This is a genomic window from Nostoc sp. 'Peltigera membranacea cyanobiont' 213, from assembly GCF_002245975.1.
Classification (GTDB): domain Bacteria; phylum Cyanobacteriota; class Cyanobacteriia; order Cyanobacteriales; family Nostocaceae; genus Nostoc.
Genome location: NZ_NOLI01000005.1, coordinates 43,806 through 60,060 on the forward strand (window position 1 = coordinate 43,806; position 16,255 = coordinate 60,060).

Here is a 16,255-nt window from a genome sequence, read left to right on the forward strand (position 1 = left end):
ACAGATGTGGTTCAAATACTTGAATTCTGCTGTAATGACATGAAGCAGTAGTCTGTTTGATTAATTTTGACCAATCTGAGCGTCTTGCTTACGACGCGAGCTTTTCGGCTCGCACTACCCATCAATTTAAAGTATCGGGGAAGTCCCCACCCTCAACAGTCAGCTATAACTATGCAGAAATCAAGAGATCGTTACCACCTTTGGTTTCCAGATTTATTCAACGCCAAAGGAGGAATTCAGCGTTATTCCTCCTTTTGTTTACAGGCATTCCAAAGTCTCTATCCCAATTTTGACTACGACATTTTTATTAAGCACGATACTAAAGTGCCTTCAAATTTTTCTAATTTATGCTTTCATGCCATTGGGAACTGGCCGCTATCTCTACGCACTCCAGCTTTTGCAGCTTACTTAATTAGTCTTGGTTGTTTGCACCGTCCAAGCCTTGTGTTTTCTAGCCATCTTAACTTTAGTATTGCTGCCTATCGGTTGCGACAACTAACTGGTACTCCATACTGGGCTGTAGGACACGGTATAGATGCTTGGAACATTCAAAATCCAGCTTTACAGACTGCTTTACACCATGCCGATCGCGTTTTAACTGGTAGTGACTATACACGCGATCGCCTCCTTCGAGAACAAAATCTGGATCCCAAAAAAGTTTTAGTTCTACCCAATACCTTCGATGCTGATAATTTTCAGATTGCACCCAAGCCTGATAGCCTCCTCAACCGATATGGTTTGAAACCGGAACAACCGATTATCCTCACTGTTGCTCGTCTAGCTAAATCGGAGCAATACAAGGGCTACGATAAAATTCTGGCTGCTTTACCCCAGATTCGTCAGGCTATTCCTAACGTTCATTACGTTTTAGTAGGTAAGGGAGACGATAAACCCCGAATTGAACAGCTAATTTCTCAATATCAACTCCAAGATTGTGTAACCTTAACTGGCTTTGTTCCCGATGAAGAACTTAGTTCCTATTACCATTTGTGCGATCTATTTGCTATGCCAAGCAAAGCTGAAGGATTTGGCATTGTTTATCTAGAGGCTCTCGCCTGTGGTAAACCCACCCTGGGAGGTAATCAAGATGGGGCACAGGATGCGCTTTGTCACGGTGAGTTAGGGGCATTAGTCGATCCAGACGATCTTTCGGCGATCGCCCAAACTATAATTCAAATCCTCCAGGGTATGTATCCTAATCCCCTCATCTATCAACCGGAGGCATTGAGAGATCGGGTAATTAACCAATTTGGTTTTGAACGCTTTAAAAAAACTCTTGGCGGTTACTTAGAAAAACATTTGGAATCCATCTAAGAATATTCCAAATAACTCACCTTGTTATGGCTTATGCAAAACTACGCTTTGTAGTGGAAAATCATCAATTGCGGCTATATGAAAATTAGGTTTTTGGCTATTTTTTGCCTAATTTCTGTTGATTAAGGAAATTATTAATGTATACTAATTCTGTCTTATTTGGAACTATAACTTTTTTAAAACAAGCTTTTCAGTCTCAGAATACTTTCAAAAGTAAAGTCGGAGTTCTATATGTTTAATCCAGATTTAACCAAGATCAGTACCAGTCAAATAGTTAATGACCTGAAAACTAAAGGATTTTTTGCTTTTGAACAAGCATTGACTGCACAGTATGTTGAAGAATTACTTCAAGAAATTGATTTCAATCAGCTTCTCCTAAATACTAATGATGTTGGTGTGGTTACGGCTCAAGACATCAAATTTTTTACCCATTGCCTAGCTAGCTCTAAAAAAACCTACGATGTAATTACATCCAGAAAAATTTTAGATGTTTGCAAAGAATATTTTACCGATGCTTATAAATTAACTAATCACAGAGTTTATCAAACGTCTAAAAATTCACACATGCCCTGGCATACAGATAATAACCGTCAGATAGGCAAACAATTATCTGAAAAACATAATATGCCTGGTCTATTATTTTTGTTTTATTTATCTGATGTTGAAAAAAATGCATTTCAATACATTAAAGATTCTCATAAATGGTCGAGAAAATATAGCCACGAAATTTATCTGAGCGATAGCTATATTGACAGTAAATATGGCAAAAATATACTAACTTTCCCGATGAAAAAAGGAAGTTTTATATTATGCGATATCCACGGAATACATAGAGCAGAGCCTTTTCAAGATAAAAGCTACAACAGAACTACTTTGCTTTTTCAAGTCGATCAAGTCGGGAGTGAGAATGTCGGACATGGTGAAAAAAATCTAGTGAATACTGAGTATCTTGAAAATCTCACCCCGGAGGTGATGGATTACCTAGGATTTGGTTTTAAGAGAGACTACCCAGCTTTTCCTAACACTTCAATTGCTACGATGAAGCTTCAAGATATTTTAGAGCTACAAAAGCAGTTGTTACCCAAGACATTAGAGGCTCTTAACAAAAATTTAGTAAAATCTCTATTACCTGCTGAGGCAATAATTAATGCCAAGCGAATTTTGTGGCATTTTAAATCGAAATACTCTAAGCAAAAATCAGATGTATAGCAAATAATGAAAATTTTGTTAATAGGTAATTACCAATTAGATGCAATTCAAAGCATGGATATATTTGCTTCTATGTTGGAAAATTACTTAACGCAACTTGGGCATCAAGTGAGAATTATTCGCCCAAATCCTTGGTTTGGTAAGCTGCTCTCATCGCCAGATTCACTCAGGAAATGGTTAGGTTATATTGATAAATTCGTTCTCTTCCCAGCACAATTGCGTCAAGCATTATCTTGGGCAGATATAGTTCATATATGCGATCAAGGCAATGCAGTTTACGTAAAATATTTGGAAAATATACCCCACGTCATTACTTGTCATGATTTATTTCCAATTCGTTCTGGTTTGGGGGAATTTCCCGAATATCGCACTGGATGGAGTGGTAAGCAATTCCAGCAGATGGTGATGAGGGGACTCAACAAAGGGCATAAAGTTGCTTGTGTTTCTGAACAAACTAAAAGTGATGTGTTGCGTCTTTCTTTTCTGTCTGAGAGTGCTGTATCTGTGATTCCTATGGGTTTAAACTATCCCTATACCCCGATGACAGCTACAGAATCTCAAGCACGTTTAGAAGCTTTGGAAATTCCTCAAAATTGTGAATTTGTTCTGCATGTAGGGGCAAATCACTGGTACAAAAATCGGTTGGGAGTTTTATCAATCTTTTATCAATTAATTCTCAATCAACCAGAATTTTATTTGGTTATGGTGGGTAAACCCATGACTGATAAAATGCATCACTTCATCAAAATGCATAATATTACTCAAAAGGTAATAGAGTTAGTAGAAATTGATAACGAAAATCTTAGAGCTATCTATTCTTCTGCTACAGCTTTGGTTTTTCCTTCTCTTTATGAAGGCTTCGGTTGGCCGATTATAGAAGCTCAAGCTTGTGGTTGTCCTGTGTTTACATCAAATCGTTCTCCGATGAATGATGTCGGAGGAGAAGCAGCTATATATATAGAACCAGACAAGCCGAAAGAAACCGCTGAAGATATTATTCGTAATCTCCCCACACTAAAAATGCTAAAGTCAAAAGGATTTGTGAATTCTCAAAAATTTTCACCAGAGAAAATGATTTCCGAGTATATTAAACTTTATCATCAAGCGATTGATGATAAATACGATCGTAAAGTAAAAACGGTTTAGTTTTATAGTTACTCCCTTGTCGCTCAAAGAATACCTAAATTTTTTTAATGTAGACGCTTCGGCTTGCCGCAGGCTACCGCAAAGGACGGAAAGAACGCAAAGAAGAGATAGGTAACCTTATGGCGAGAAGGGAGTAAGAAGAATCGTAAGTTTGGTTTCGTTCCTTAACCCAACCTACCTCTATTGATTTATTCTGAATTCTGAATTCTTCTTCAATGCCTTTTTTTTCAATAGGTTAAATGGTGCATCTTACTAGATAGTGCTGCAAATCTCTGTTATGAGAGTTCTCCATGTTATTCCATCTGTTACTCATGTGCGGGGTGGTCCAAGTCTTGTTGTTATGGATATGGTTAAGGCATTGCGAGCCAACAATGTTGATGCTGAAATTGCCACGACTAATGATAACGGCGATCGTTTACTTGATGTTCCTTTACAGAAACTTGTTGAATATAAGCAAGTTCCCATCTGGTTTTTCTCACGTTTTTCACCCACTGTGAAACTTGTTAGAGAATACGCCTTTTCTTGGCAGTTAACAGTATGGCTCTGGGATAACATTTCCCAGTACGACATTTTACATATTCATGCGATTTTCTCTTATGCATCAACGATCGCAATGGCCATCGCCCGTTTAAAAAATGTTCCCTATATTGTGATCCCACATGGCTTATTATCCAAATGGTCTTTGCAGCAAAGCACCCGCAGAAAGCAAATTTACATGAGGATAATCGAGAAAGCTAACCTCAATCACTCTCAGGCTATCCACCTTACCTCCCAACTAGAACAGCAAGAAGTTGCTCAACTGGGACTCATTGTACCCAGTTTTGTATTACCTCATGGACTTTCCCAGCCTACACTGATTCTCAATGCCCGTCATCTACTTCGGCAACATTTGCAAGTCGCAGCAGATGAACCTGTGATTTTATTTTTATCCCGCCTGCATCCGAAAAAAGGACTAGACTATCTCATTCCGGCTTTAGGCAAACTTACTCATCACCGTTTCACCTTCATTGTCGCAGGTAGTGGTTCTAAAGAATACGAAGCGGAAATTGAGTCGGCGCTGGTTTCAACTGGTATTCGCGATCGCACTCATTTTACAGGATTTATTCTCGGAGAGACAAAAAACCTCTTCATCCAAGGCTCGGATCTATTTGCTCTAACATCCCACGCCGAAAACTTCGGTTTAGCAGTTCTAGAGGCTTTAGCTGTGGGTGTTCCCGTCCTTGTTACCCCTGGTGTAGCTTTGGCTTCTGTAGTTCAAGAACACCAACTGGGTTACGTTCCAGAATTGGATGTGCTGGCGATCTCTAAAGCTATTGAAGAACATCTTACTCATCCCCAGGAAGCTAAAGATATGGGCGATCGCGCTCGTCAAATGATTAGAGAACAATACACTTGGGACAAAGTAGCAGCCAAAATGGTTGATATTTATCAATATATTATTTTCAAGCATAATTCTTGAAAACAGTAAAATCAATTTCAATAAATTTACTACAGCAATTTAGCTATTTGGGAAATTTGAGCAGGATTGTTGTTGAAAAATTATTGAATTTATTAAACCAGCTTAATAATTAAATTATCTTTTATGTGTGGCATTGCCGGAATTTTAACGAAAACTGAAATAAAAAATAGCTTAGAAACTTTGATGCTGAGAATGCAAACCGCTCTACAGCATCGTGGCCCTGACGACCAAGGAATTTATATCTCTCCAGATAGAGAAGTTGCTTTTGCTCATACTCGCCTTTCTATTCTTGATCTCAGTGCCGCAGGTCATCAGCCGATGTCTACACCTGATGGACGCTATTGGATTACTTTTAATGGAGAAATTTACAATTTTTTGGAATTACGACAGACTCTAGAAGCAAAAGGCGAAAAGTTTTATTCACAAACAGATACTGAAGTTATTCTTAAACTTTTTCAGCAACAAGGAGCAGAATGTGTAAACAATTTGCGAGGAATGTTTGCCTTTGCTATTTGGGATAACCAAGAACAAAGCTGCTTTATTGCCCGCGATGCTTTAGGAATTAAACCTTTATACTATTGGCAATCTGGCTCAACTTTAATATTCGCCTCAGAACTTAGAGCAATCCTAGCAACAAAATTACCTAGTATTGCCTTAAGTCCAGAGGGTTTATATGGCTATCTTGTCAGTGGAACAGTACCAGAACCCCATACTCTAATTGCAGGGATTCACTGTTTAGAAGCTGGTCATTGGTTACGTTGGCAAGCAGGTAATCTTAGAAAACAACAATATTGGCAAATTAACTTTACTTCTGAAGCAATTTCTCTGACAGAAGCCAAGGAAAAAGTTCGTAATGCTCTGATTGATTCTATCGAACATCACTTTATCAGCGATGTACCAGTAGGGATTTTTCTTAGTGGTGGGATTGACTCAACATCAATTGTTGCCTTAGCCCGTCAAACTCAGAAAGGTAGTTTACGCACCTACTCAATTGCTTTTGAAGAAGATGAGTGGAATGAGGGAGAACTTGCCCAAAAAATCGCTAAAGAATTTGAGACAGACCATACAGAATATAAAGTTACGGCATCGTTAGGGAAAGAACTATTGCCTAAGTTTTTAGCAAGTATCGATCAACCCAGTATTGACGGCTTCAATACTTTTTGTGTGTCCCAAATTGCTCACAAAGATGGGACTAAAGTAGTTTTATCTGGATTAGGGGGAGATGAGTTATTCGGCGGTTATAAAACATTTCAACAAGTACCAAAGATGGTGCGATTGGGTCAGCAGCTCCAGAAAATTCAACCCATCAGTACTGGCATCGGTAAGGGATTGGCATCTTGGGGCAAATCCCCACGAATCAAGCGCTTAGGAGACTTTTTACAGCAAAAGCCAACAACCACAGCAGCTTACCGTAGTTTTAGGGGAATTTTCTCTCAAAGAGAAGCCTGGAAAATTACTCAGCACTATTTCAAAGATTCATGGGATCAGATGCCATCTCCCTTTCCTATCTGGGAGGAGGAGGTTTTTCAAAATACAAGCATCTCAACAAGTCTTCCTTCTCTAGAAGACGAAGTGAGCCGACTAGAACTAAGTTGTTATATGCGTAATCAGTTATTACGAGATAGCGATGTTATGAGTATGGCATGTGGGTTAGAATTACGAGTTCCTTTAGTGGATCGCACTTTACTAGAAGCGATCGCATCTATTCCTAGTAAAATACGTCTCGCACCCGGTAAACAATTATTAATTCAGGCAGTTACTGAGTTACCCAGCTGGGTACTTAATCGTCCCAAGCGAGGATTCTTTTTTCCCTTTCAAGAATGGATAGAGAAAGATTGGAACGATTATTTTCCTAATCATGAACTTAGCGCAGATATTAGCTTAATATTATGGTATCGTAATTGGAGTTTAGCGATTTTCCACCATTGGTTGAATGAAATTGCTGGATTATAATCCTCTCCACAATGTTCTAGTAATGGAAAATAAGATAAATAGGTATATTCGATTAATCAAACAAGCTTTGACTGATTACAAATGGGCATTATACTATTTTCAAATGCTCATTTTAAATCCCAAGTACAGGAGATTAATCGCAGATTTATTTTCCTATTTTCTCCCGAAAAGTCAGAATTTAAAAATTGATATTGAGACTAAAAAAAATATTAAAACCTTCCAAGAATATGGATTAGTTGTCTTAGACAACTTTGTGACGAAGACTCAAGTTGAGGAAATGAAGTCATATCTGTCTCCGAAATTATGCTTTGATCGTCATCGTCCAGAAAATGGGAGATTTAATGTCCCGAGATTTGCTCATAAATCTTGTATTCATGCCTACTATACACCAGAAGACATAATTGATACTCCCCATCTATTGGATCTGGCAAATGAAACAAGAGTTTTAAGCATAATAGAGGATAGATTTGGAGCCAAGCCAACAATTTCTTTGATGCAAATTTGGTGGCTATTGTCTGGCTTTGATATTGAAGCAAATTTAAATGACCGATATTTAACACATCCCGAAGAATTTCATAGAGATGTCGATGACTGGTCAGAAATTAAGTTATTTATATATTTAACTGATGTAGACGAAGATTCTGGATGTCATGCATTTATGAAAAAATCTCATACATGGTTACTACCACCTAGAACGAGAGATTTAGACATGAGGAGTCCTGATTTTCCGATAGTAAATAACTTAACAAAAATCACTGGTGAGGCAGGCTTGGCTTGGCTTGAAAATAGCTATGTACTTCACCGCTCTTTCGTTCCTAAAAACAAGGATCGGTTAATTTTAGCAATTACTTACACCTTATCAGCATTACCATTGGGACCAAGAGTTCCCTTAAGGTCATATCCAGAAAACAGTCAATTTGATACCTACATCAATAGAATATATCTGAACTAATATTAATGCAGTAGGACTAGTTGTTGTCATGCAAATAAAGAGTAAATAAATTTTTATCTTGATTTACTCTTTATTTGGAATATTAGGGGCTGAGAGTTCAATTTTTTGCTAGGTTAGAACTGTCTGGTTATTTTTGCCCTACTGTACTAGTTCAAAACGTTAAAGTTTTGGATAAACATGACATGAAAATCCTGCATATTATTCCTTCAGTAGCATCAGTGCGAGGTGGGCCTAGTCAAGCAGTGGTGGAGACAGTTAAAGCACTACGAAATTTAGGCATTGATACTGAAATCGTCACTACTAATGATAATGGCAATGATTTATTCGACGTACCTCTTGGTAAGCCTATAGAGTATAAGCAAGTACCAGTTCGGTTTTTTTCACGCTTTTCTCCTAAAGTTAATTTCATAAGAGAATTTGCCTTTTCTAGTCAGTTAACAACATGGTTGTGGCAAAATGCTGCTAAGTATGACTTGTTACACGTCCATGCAATATTTTCCTATGCTTCTACGGTGGCAATGGCGATCGCTCGTCTTCAAGGTATTCCTTACATTGTTCGCCCACTAGGACAACTGTGCGAATGGTCGCTTCAGCAAAGTGCCCGCAAAAAACAGATTTATCTCAACTTGATCGAACGGGCTAACCTCAACCACTCTCAGGCACTTCACCTTACCTCTGAACAAGAACAGCAAGAAGTTTCTCGTTTAGCTCTTAGCTCTCCTAGCTTTGTTCTACCCCACGGGCTGTCTATTCCTTCTGCTATCCCTAATGCTCGTTCTCTACTTCGAGAACATTTAAAAGTCCCAGCCGATGAACCAATAATTTTATTTTTGTCACGCTTACACCCCAAAAAAGGACTAGATTATCTGATTCCCGCTTTGGGCAAACTCACTAATTACCGTTTCACCTTTGTTATTGCAGGTAGTGGCTCTAAAGAGTACGAAGCGGAAATTGAGTCTCTTTTAATCTCAAATGGCATTCGCGATCGCACCCATCTGACTGGATTTGTTGCAGGAGAGACAAAAAACTTATTCATGCAAGGGTCGGATTTATTTGTCCTCACCTCCTACTCGGAAAATTTCGGAGTAGCTGTCCTAGAAGCTTTAGCTGTTGGTGTTACCGTCTTGGTTACTCCTGGTGTGGCTTTAGCTGCTGTTGTGCAACAAAATCAGCTTGGTTACGTTCCCGAATTGGATGTGTTAGCGATCGCCAAAGCTGTTGATAACTATTTGAGTAATCCTCAAGCAGGTAAAGATATGGGCGATCGTGCCCGTCAATTAGTTCTCGATAACTATACCTGGAATCGCATTGCAAAAAATCTTATGGAGATATATACAAAACTTCTTAAGCAGGAATTAGTATCTCAAACACTAATTTAGTATTACACTGACTCAGTTAAATAAACTTGATTTATGGCATCTATGCTAGAGAGAATTACTCCTCTCATCCTCACTTACAACGAATCTCCAAATATTCATCGCGCCATCGACCGCCTAACCTGGGCAAAGAAGATTATTGTTATTGACAGCTATAGTGATGATGATACTGTAGAAATACTACAAAATTATCCTCAAGTAGAAGTCTTTTACAGAAAATTTGACTCATTTGCCAATCAATGTAATTATGGTTTATCAAAAATTGATACGTTCTGGGTTCTCTCCCTAGATGCTGACTATATTCTCAGTCAAGAATTAATTAATGAAATTAAATATTTACCAGAAGAAGCTGAAATTAATAGTTATATAATACCATTTAAATACTGTATATTTGGTAAACCTCTACGTGGTACTTTATTACCACCACGTAAAGTTCTATATCAGCCCAAAAAAGCAATTTACCAAGATGATGGACACGCGCATCGCGTAATTGTGGAGGGAACTTCTAAACAACTTTTAGCCTGCATTTACCACGATGACCGTAAACCCTTAAGCCGTTGGCTGTGGGCACAAGACCGCTACATGGTGATTGAAGCGAAAAAACTACTAGAGACTCCAAAAGGTGAGCTTAGTTTAGGCGATCGCATCCGTAAACAAAAAATCCTCGCTCCCTGGATCGTTTTAATTTATTGCCTGATCTTCAAAGGTGGTATTTTTGACGGTTGGCATGGTTGGTACTACGCATTGCAGCGCGTACTTGCAGAAATTCTCCTAGCAATTCGGCTGATAGAAGCCGAAAAATTTCCAAATTAACTGTTGGAATTTGGAATTGTTTTTTTGAATTGATACCCATCAAATTTAAATATTAAATAACCTATGAATTTCGCAGAACAACAAGAAATCGGATTGCAGCGACGCTACTACGCCGAAACAGCCCATGAGTACAACAAAGTCCACGTTAACGAAAACGAAAAGGACGAACACTTTCTGGCATTAACTCTGATGGTAGCAGCGTTAGATTACCTTGAAATTCAGTCTATTTTGGATGTTGGTTCAGGAACAGGGCGAGTATTAAACTACGTTAAGAAAAAACGGCCTAATATCCAGATAGTCGGCATAGAGCCAGTTAAGGAATTGAGGGAAATAGGATATTTAAATGGTTTATCTCAGGACGAACTAATTAATGGTGATGCAACCCAGATTCAGTTTGATAATGGACAGTTTGATCTAGTGTGTGAATTTGGAGTATTACACCACATTAAAAAATCCCAAACAGCAGTATCTGAAATGTTACGAGTTGCTAATAAAGCAATATTCATATCAGACTCTAATAATTTTGGACAAGGTTCACCATCGGCTAGGTTCATCAAACAACTAATAAACGCTTTTGGCTTATGGGGTTTTGCAGACTTCATCAAAACCAAAGGTAAAGGGTACACCATCTTAGAAGGCGATGGGCTAACTTACTCTTACTCAGTTTTTAATAACTATAAACAAATTAGACATCATTGCCAGAGTGTGCATCTTTTCAATACCAACGATGCAGGAATGAATCTCTATAGAACAGCAAGCCATGTCGCTTTACTAGGAGTCAAATAATCAAAGACACAGTGGTGCTGATGTAAAAATAATCTTCAAAATTTGTCTTATTGGGGTATCTAAGCTGACAGATTGGAACCATCCTCAGATTGAGTTCATTAACTGATTTAAATTCTAGTTTATCAAAATTAATCAGATGAATATTCTCGGAATAAACGCTTACCACGGTGATGCTTCAGCTTCTCTCGTCCAAGATGGCCAACTGATTGCCGCAGTTGAAGAAGAACGGTTTAATAGAGTCAAACATTGGGCAGGATTTCCCGCAGAATCTATTCGCTATTGCTTAAAAGTTGGTGGTATTAGTGCAGCAGACTTAGATCATGTGGCGGTATCCTTTAACCCCAAAGCTAATCTAAATCGTAAGCTCCTTTTTACTCTCCAACAACGTCCTTCCTTATCATCACTTTTAGATCGGTTTAATAAACAAAGTAAATCTACAAGTCTTAAGCAACAGTTAGCAGAAGCTTGTTATTCTACACCTGAAGATATTCGGGCTACAATCCATAACCTGGAACACCATACAACTCACCTAGCCAGTGCCTTTTTCATTTCACCCTTTGAAAAAGCAGCCATCTTATCTATTGATGGGATGGGAGACTTTGTGAGTACTTTAGCTGCTGCTGGTGAAGGGAATCGTTTAGAGTACTTCGATCGCACTCACTATCCTCACTCCATCGGTTATCTTTACAATGCCATCACCCTTTATTTAGGCTTTCCCGCTTATGGAGATGAATATAAGGTGATGGGATTAGCACCTTATGGAGAACCAGAATATTTGGAAGCGTTTCGGCAAATTATTTATCCCAAAGGTGATAGTTTTGAGTTGAATTTAGATTACTTCACTCACCATGAGCAAGGTATTGCCATGAAGTGGGAAGATGGAGCGCCGATTGTTGAACCTTTCCACAGCCCAGAGCTAGAGAAATTATTGGGGCCAGCACGAGATTCCAAATCAGAAGTTACCCAAAAGCATCAAAACATTGCTGCTTCTGTGCAAGCGGTGACAGAAGAAATCATTTTTCATTTAATTAATCGATTGAGCGATCGCTACAAGAGTGAAAATCTCTGTTTAGCGGGTGGTGTGGCAATGAATTCTGTCACAAATGGCAAGATTACTCAAAATACTCCCTTTAAGAATATTTATATTCCAGTGGGTGCTGCTGACAATGGTACATCAATTGGGGCAGCCTTCTTTATCTGGAATAATCTGCTTAAGCAACCACGTAATTTTGTTTTAGATCATGCCTATTGGGGTTCGGAGTTTACTGATGAGGAATGCTTGTTAGCATTGCAATCGCACGATTTACAACCTCAAATTCGAGAGCGGGAAGCACTGCTACATCATGTTGTTGACGCGCTTTGTGAAGGTAAAGTAGTTGGTTGGTTCCAAGGGAGAATGGAGTTTGCTGCTAGGGCTTTGGGTAACAGATCCCTCCTCGCCGATCCGCGTCGTGCTGATATGCGGGATATTATCAACCTGAAAATCAAATTCCGGGAAAAGTTCCGTCCCTTTGCTCCCAGTATTTTGGAAGAACGGGTAGGCGAATTTTTTGAGGTTGATGAACCAGCGCCATTTATGGAAAAAGTCTTCAAAATTCGTCCTGAAAAAAGAGAGCAAATTCCGGCTGTTACCCATGTTGATGGCACTGGGCGTTTACAAAGTGTCAGTCGTCAAACTAATCCCCTTTATTGGGATTTGATTAATACCTTTGCTCAACGGACTGGTATTCCGATCGTTTTAAATACGTCTCTTAACGAAAATGAACCGATTGTTCGGACACCTACAGAAGCCATTCAGTGCTTCTTGAGAACTCACATGGATGCACTGGTTTTAGGTTCCTATTATGTAGAACGCAAAGATATTAAATCAGTGTAAGGTGATATCTCGCGCATTTGTGAGAGGTGAAGGCAAAATTACTTTACAGATGGCTTCTGGCAGGATAGCAAAATTACCATCATTAATGATGAATCGTTCAAAAGAATATAATTATGCCTTAGAAGGACTGCGTGGTTTAGCAGCAATGTGGGTTTTCTTTGCACATGCCTTCTCTTGGCAACTCTTTGATCCTGTCTACCGACTATCTTATCCTTGGCCGGAATATCTAATCTCATTTACTAGTCCTGCTCACATCGGGGTTTTGATATTCATCTGTTTATCAGGTTACGTTATTGGACTAACAAATCCTGCCAACAAGCCACTTTCACCTAAGCAATATTTGTTCAAAAGATTTATTCGCATCTATCCTCTCTATCTGCTGACTGTAGTTATCTCATCTTTGATTGCTGGATATACTCATCTAAGCCAAATATTTGGCCATTTAATCTTTCTAAACCCGCACTTTGTTGCTCCTTTGGCTGGAAACAACGTGCTTTGGTCGATTGGCTACGAAGTAATTTATTATCTGGTCTTTCTACTGATTGCTCTTTTTTTGCCACATAAAAGAACTATCTTTATTTATCTGATTCTCAGCCTTAGTATACTGGTATGCTTAGTGTGCTTGTATCCAGGCCAAGGTAAAATTCTAGCCAGCTACCTCAGCGGTTTAGTTTTTTGGCTCTTAGGTATGTATTTATCTTGGTTCTGTGTACCAAAGCCGCAATTTCATAATATTGAGACTGAAGAATTCCTGCAAAATAGGATACCGCTCTGGTCTATGCTACTACTTGTTGTAGCAACTGGAGCTTATGGTAATGGAGGATCTATTTTAAATGGTCTTCATTTAAGCAGTACAATAACTTCTCCACTGGGTTTGAATGATTTTTTTTGTATTCCTATTGTTATATATATTTTCCTAGCCTTAACACAAAATACAGTTAGTAAACTTTTTAAGAAACTTTGCTTTGTAGTTTCTTTCCTATTACCATCTACTTTTATCACTATTGCAAGTTTCCAAGGTAAACTTCTAAATTATCCGACATATCTTGCTACTTTAATTTTATTAGTGTTAGCAGTATTTCTGCTTCCTGTAAAAACAACTCTTCAGCCTTTAGAAAACTTGAAATGGTCAGGTTCAGTTTCTTATGCTATTTACATCTTTCACATTCCAGTAATGGTATTAATTGGAAAAATTCCCAATTTTTCAAATACTTTATGGGAGTTTTTACTGCGACTTTGCCTTTCTTTAGCAGCAACACTAGCTGTAGCAAATTTTGCTGAAACAAAGCTCCAACCTTCGATTCGCCATCATATTCAGCTGCTCATAGCTGGAATTATTAAAAATGGATAAAATTAAAATTTTCTTTAATTTTGCACGAATAAAGTTTCAAGAATCCATTGTCTGTACACATTACACATAGAGAAGTCATTCAGTGCTTCTTGATAACTCACATAGATACATTGGTTTTGGGTTCTTATTATGCAAAGCAGAATCTAGGTGTAAACTGAGACAATCGCGCATTCGTGAGCTATAAGATTTCCTCTCACAAACTAAATAGGATTGCTACACAATTACATTCAAGAAGAGGCACTAACATTGTTACGGACTCTTCTTGAGAAAAAATGTATAATTTATAGCCAACTATAGTATTAAAATTTCAGTAATAGGAATACAAATATCTTAAAGATATAAATAATCCTAAGTAAGATAGGAATTACACTTGATATATAGTGTAAAAACCCTGGGAAAAGAAATTTTCTTTTTATAATGCTTATGGATTTAATAGTTGAAAATTTAGCTGCAATTGATGATAAACTTTCACAGCGTCATATTGACCTCGATGCCGGTGGATATTTCATTATTTACTTGGATAAAGATGCAGGGTTAATTTATGCCAAGCATTTTACAAATGTGATTGATGAGCGTGGTTTAGCTATCGATCCAGAAACAGGGAAGGTAATTCCGGCGCGAGAAAAGGTAGAACGAACTTACACAACGGTTTTTAGCGCGAGGACAGCGAAAGAACTTTGCGTGAAGATTTTTGAAGAAACTCAGCCCTCTCCTGTGACTCAATTAGATCATGCAGCTTATTTGGGTCGAGAATTTGTCCGGGCTGAGGTGGCTTTAGTCACAGGACAAGAGTATGTTCAAGACTAAAGATTAAAGTTAGGAGTTAAAAGTTAATAGTTAGAAACTCCTAACTCCTCACTCTCCCATTACCCATCAGATGATGGCTGATTTATCTGATAGATATAGTAAGTCGCCATTGGGATAACGGTGGCGGCAATTAACAATCCTACAACCCAAGCAGTAGCGTTACCTTGGTTAGTTTCTTCTGCTTTCTTGTAGGTTCCTTCTACCTGCACATTGTCAGTGATTTTGGGTGGACCTGGATCGGCTTTTCCAGAGAGGACGGCGACAAGGCGATCGCTTGCATCGAGAAATGCCTGATTGTATTTGTTACCATTGCGTAAGGGCACACTTACCGTTTCAGTAGCTACACTCGCAGCAATAGAGTCAGTAAGTATTGGTTTGACTTTATCCCCAGTAATAATGGCAGTACCATTGGTAACTGTATCAATAACCAATAAAGTTTGATTAGCTTGGGCTTCTTTTGTGGGAAACCATTTTTCAAACAACTCTTTGGTGAAGCTTTCTGGTGTTTCACCGTAGTCGAGGCGGCGAACAGTCACAATTCTAACTTCTTTGTCTGTTTGCTTTGCTAAATCCTCGAAAGCGCTGCTAATCTTACCTTCATTCAGACGGCTGATGACTTCACTTCGATCCAAAACCCAGGTGTTATTTCCTGCTGTGAGGTTGGGTATTTGATACACACCTGTGGCTAAAGCAGGTGCGGCAAACAGCGAAGCTGCTAAAATAACCGTCACCAATGGTAAAATCAGCCGGATGAGGTGTTTTTGACTGCTAAATACTTGTTTGAGGAGCTGTTTCATCGTGCGATCCCTAAGACAGACTTGCACCAAAAATACTACAGAATCACTGCAAAAATCACTCTTCCCGGTTTTCTCCAGTATGAAATTTCTGTTACTGTCAGCAGATATACATTGTTTCGGGATTTTTTTGATTGCACAAACTTGTTCTGAGGGCGGTTACAAGCATTAAATTGACAAGAAATACCGCCCATTTTGAGAATTAACCCAAATGTTTAGGGCGGAATTTGCAAACCATCTAGAAATGATATCATGTGCAGCAAATCACCCATAATATTAATATTGGGTGCATTATTGGTGCAATCGCAATGCCAAAATGAGTGACAATCGAGTCACATCTTAGCTTAGAAGAGTTGAAGAACGGTTATTGCCAAGCCAAAGAGCAAGTATAGGTGGTTTAACCAACTTTTATTGGTCAT

13 protein-coding genes are annotated in these 16,255 nt (G+C 38.5%); 12 read left to right on the forward strand and 1 reads right to left on the reverse strand.

All coding sequences use genetic code 11. The annotated features are described in order from the left end of the window. Positions 1–171 precede the first annotated feature (171 nt). From CDG77_RS02445 to CDG77_RS02500, 12 genes are all read left to right on the forward strand, one after another. A complete protein-coding gene (locus CDG77_RS02445) occupies positions 172–1,314 on the forward strand; it encodes a glycosyltransferase (protein ID WP_094327714.1) in 1,143 nt (380 codons plus the stop codon). A gap of 231 nt (positions 1,315–1,545) precedes the next feature. Beyond that, complete coding sequence (locus CDG77_RS02450; RefSeq protein ID WP_094327715.1) at positions 1,546–2,523, forward strand: phytanoyl-CoA dioxygenase family protein; 978 nt, start codon at positions 1,546–1,548, stop codon at positions 2,521–2,523. 6 nt (positions 2,524–2,529) lie between these two features. Next, positions 2,530–3,669 (forward strand): glycosyltransferase family 4 protein, encoded by a 1,140-nt coding sequence (locus CDG77_RS02455; protein WP_094327716.1) that lies wholly within the window; start codon positions 2,530–2,532, stop codon positions 3,667–3,669. A gap of 277 nt (positions 3,670–3,946) precedes the next feature. Continuing rightward, the gene (locus CDG77_RS02460; RefSeq protein ID WP_094327717.1) at positions 3,947–5,128 is read left to right on the forward strand and encodes a glycosyltransferase; all 1,182 of its coding nucleotides are present in this window, start codon (positions 3,947–3,949) and stop codon (positions 5,126–5,128) included. Positions 5,129–5,251: 123 nt separating this feature from the next. Beyond that, positions 5,252–7,081 carry an asparagine synthase (glutamine-hydrolyzing) gene (gene asnB / locus CDG77_RS02465; RefSeq protein ID WP_094327718.1) on the forward strand — a complete coding sequence of 610 codons (1,830 nt, stop codon included), beginning with the start codon at positions 5,252–5,254 and terminating at the stop codon, positions 7,079–7,081. Positions 7,082–7,148: 67 nt separating this feature from the next. After that, the gene (locus tag CDG77_RS02470) at positions 7,149–8,033 is read left to right on the forward strand and encodes a phytanoyl-CoA dioxygenase family protein (RefSeq protein ID WP_223269695.1); all 885 of its coding nucleotides are present in this window, start codon (positions 7,149–7,151) and stop codon (positions 8,031–8,033) included. A gap of 182 nt (positions 8,034–8,215) precedes the next feature. Next, positions 8,216–9,412 (forward strand): glycosyltransferase, encoded by a 1,197-nt coding sequence (locus CDG77_RS02475; protein WP_094327720.1) that lies wholly within the window; start codon positions 8,216–8,218, stop codon positions 9,410–9,412. A 42-nt stretch (positions 9,413–9,454) separates the two neighbouring features. Further along, the gene (locus CDG77_RS02480; protein WP_190233896.1) at positions 9,455–10,222 is read left to right on the forward strand and encodes a glycosyltransferase family 2 protein; all 768 of its coding nucleotides are present in this window, start codon (positions 9,455–9,457) and stop codon (positions 10,220–10,222) included. Between the two features lie 63 nt (positions 10,223–10,285). Next, a complete protein-coding gene (locus tag CDG77_RS02485; protein WP_094327722.1) occupies positions 10,286–11,008 on the forward strand; it encodes a class I SAM-dependent methyltransferase in 723 nt (240 codons plus the stop codon). A 136-nt stretch (positions 11,009–11,144) separates the two neighbouring features. Beyond that, complete coding sequence (locus tag CDG77_RS02490; RefSeq protein ID WP_094327723.1) at positions 11,145–12,884, forward strand: carbamoyltransferase family protein; 1,740 nt, start codon at positions 11,145–11,147, stop codon at positions 12,882–12,884. A 19-nt stretch (positions 12,885–12,903) separates the two neighbouring features. Next, positions 12,904–14,235 (forward strand): acyltransferase family protein, encoded by a 1,332-nt coding sequence (locus CDG77_RS02495; protein ID WP_190233893.1) that lies wholly within the window; start codon positions 12,904–12,906, stop codon positions 14,233–14,235. Between the two features lie 423 nt (positions 14,236–14,658). Next, complete coding sequence (locus CDG77_RS02500) at positions 14,659–15,042, forward strand: DUF4346 domain-containing protein (protein WP_094327725.1); 384 nt, start codon at positions 14,659–14,661, stop codon at positions 15,040–15,042. A 59-nt stretch (positions 15,043–15,101) separates the two neighbouring features. On the opposite strand, the gene psb32 is transcribed toward CDG77_RS02500, so the two are convergent. Then, positions 15,102–15,839: a photosystem II repair protein Psb32 gene (psb32, locus tag CDG77_RS02505; RefSeq protein WP_094327726.1), complete on the reverse strand. Its 738-nt coding sequence runs from the start codon at positions 15,837–15,839 to the stop codon at positions 15,102–15,104. Positions 15,840–16,255: the final 416 nt, after the last annotated feature.

Bases quoted from the DNA above. Each gene is read 5' to 3' on its own strand.
- CDG77_RS02445 (WP_094327714.1), top strand. From the start codon at position 172: ATGCAGAAATCAAGAGATCGTTACCACCTTTGGTTTCCAGATTTATTC.
- CDG77_RS02450 (WP_094327715.1), top strand. From the start codon at position 1,546: ATGTTTAATCCAGATTTAACCAAGATCAGTACCAGTCAAATAGTTAAT.
- CDG77_RS02455 (WP_094327716.1), top strand. From the start codon at position 2,530: ATGAAAATTTTGTTAATAGGTAATTACCAATTAGATGCAATTCAAAGC.
- CDG77_RS02460 (WP_094327717.1), top strand. From the start codon at position 3,947: ATGAGAGTTCTCCATGTTATTCCATCTGTTACTCATGTGCGGGGTGGT.
- asnB (WP_094327718.1), top strand. From the start codon at position 5,252: ATGTGTGGCATTGCCGGAATTTTAACGAAAACTGAAATAAAAAATAGC.
- CDG77_RS02475 (WP_094327720.1), top strand. From the start codon at position 8,216: ATGAAAATCCTGCATATTATTCCTTCAGTAGCATCAGTGCGAGGTGGG.
- CDG77_RS02480 (WP_190233896.1), top strand. From the start codon at position 9,455: ATGCTAGAGAGAATTACTCCTCTCATCCTCACTTACAACGAATCTCCA.
- CDG77_RS02485 (WP_094327722.1), top strand. From the start codon at position 10,286: ATGAATTTCGCAGAACAACAAGAAATCGGATTGCAGCGACGCTACTAC.
- CDG77_RS02490 (WP_094327723.1), top strand. From the start codon at position 11,145: ATGAATATTCTCGGAATAAACGCTTACCACGGTGATGCTTCAGCTTCT.
- CDG77_RS02500 (WP_094327725.1), top strand. From the start codon at position 14,659: ATGGATTTAATAGTTGAAAATTTAGCTGCAATTGATGATAAACTTTCA.
- psb32 (WP_094327726.1), bottom strand. From the start codon at position 15,839: ATGAAACAGCTCCTCAAACAAGTATTTAGCAGTCAAAAACACCTCATC.